At 72.0% G+C, this 1,385-nt stretch carries 2 protein-coding genes; one reads left to right on the forward strand and one right to left on the reverse strand.

Features of this window, described 5'->3' with window-relative positions; all coding sequences use genetic code 11:
- Positions 1–918 (reverse strand): SIR2 family protein (locus tag B8460_RS13820; RefSeq protein WP_048862192.1); only part of this gene is annotated, 918 nt, incomplete at its 3' end.
- A gap of 177 nt (positions 919–1,095) precedes the next feature.
- On the opposite strand from B8460_RS13820, the gene B8460_RS22050 reads away from it, so the two are divergent.
- On the forward strand, positions 1,096–1,385 hold a 290-nt coding region (locus B8460_RS22050), incomplete at its 3' end, for a hypothetical protein (RefSeq protein WP_048862193.1).

Below are 1,385 nucleotides of genomic sequence, written 5' to 3' on the forward strand. Positions count from 1 at the left end.
GCCGGCCGCATCGTCGCGGGCCGGGTCCGCCTCCTCCGCCGGCAGGGCGGCGGCGGGCCGGGCGGCCATGCGGTCGGCGAGTTCGTCGACGAAGGCGGCGGCGCCGCTGAACGCGAACTTCGTGCGCGAGCTGAAATCCGCGAGGAAGCGCACCAGCGCGTCGTCGGGGGCGGCGGACCAGACCAGCACCTCCATCGTGCGCTTCTCCGACAGGCGGCGGCTTTTGGCGATGCGCAGCAGCAGCCGGCCGAGCCAGTCGGAGAAGCGGCAGCCGATCAGCAGCAGATGGTTGGTCTTCAGCTCGTCGAGCAGCAGGTTCGGCCGGCGCGCGGGACTTTGCAGGCCCTGGAGGAACTCCAGCGTGTCCTCCTCCGTCAGCGCGCAGGAGGGCGTGGGCGAGAGGCGGCCGAGCAGGTGATAGACCACGGGCGCGCGCAGCTCCGCCTTCGGCGCCGGCAGGTCCTGTCCGTCGTTGATCGAGAACGCCAGTTCCTGCGTCCGCCGTTCGCCGCCGTGGCGCACGGCGTCCAGGGCGCGCGCCATGAAGGGGTCGAAGGTAAGGCTAACGAACAGGCGGAACTGGCGGATCGCGGCGAGGCGCAGCAGCGGCGCGGGGATCGGCAGGTCGGCCTCGCGGAGGATGGTGTTGAGGCGCTGATCGACCTCCTCGCGCGCGCCGCCGTGGTGGCGAACATATTGCACGATGACGTCGCTGATGCCCGGCGCGGGTCCCGGCAGGCGCTGCGGGTCGATGCGCAGCCGCGCGGCGAGGCGCGAGGCGAGGAAGGTGTCGAGCGCGACCGGGCGTCCGTCGATGTCGAAGCGCAGCAGCTCGTCGCCGAGGATGGGGACCACCTGGCCGAGTTCGACGTATTCGATCAGGTCTTCCCAGGCGAGGCGCTGGTGGAGATCGCTCATGGTCACTTTCTGCCCGCCCGGCACAGCACGCGCCCGCCGGCACGGCGGCAGGCGCGACCCTAGCATGCCAGCGGCGCACATGAAGGTGCCGGCGATGACGGCGGCGCTTGACCGGTTCACGGCGCGCGCGGCACGCTGGATAATTAATCCGTACCAAGCCCCTGCCATGGAGGCGGGATGCCGACAAGCGCCGACGAGGTCCGCGCGGCCCTGCAGGAACTGGCCGCCCCGTCGCGCGTGTATGCCGCCGGAGACGTTGCCGCGACGCAACATATGCTCGCCGCCGCCGAGGCCGCAACCGTCGATCTCGATTTGCCGCCGTACCGTTTTGATCCAGACATGACTCCGGAGGCGGCGGGGGCGGCGATCGCCGAGGGATTTGCCCGCATCGCCGCCGCGGACGCGCCGTGCCTGCCGGCGCTGCTGGCGGCCGTCTGCGACCGCGCCGGCTGTCCGCCCGGAGCGCC

Origin of the sequence: Acidisphaera rubrifaciens HS-AP3 (assembly GCF_000964365.1) — a bacterium.
GTDB classification, from domain to species: Bacteria; Pseudomonadota; Alphaproteobacteria; order Acetobacterales; family Acetobacteraceae; genus Acidisphaera; species Acidisphaera rubrifaciens.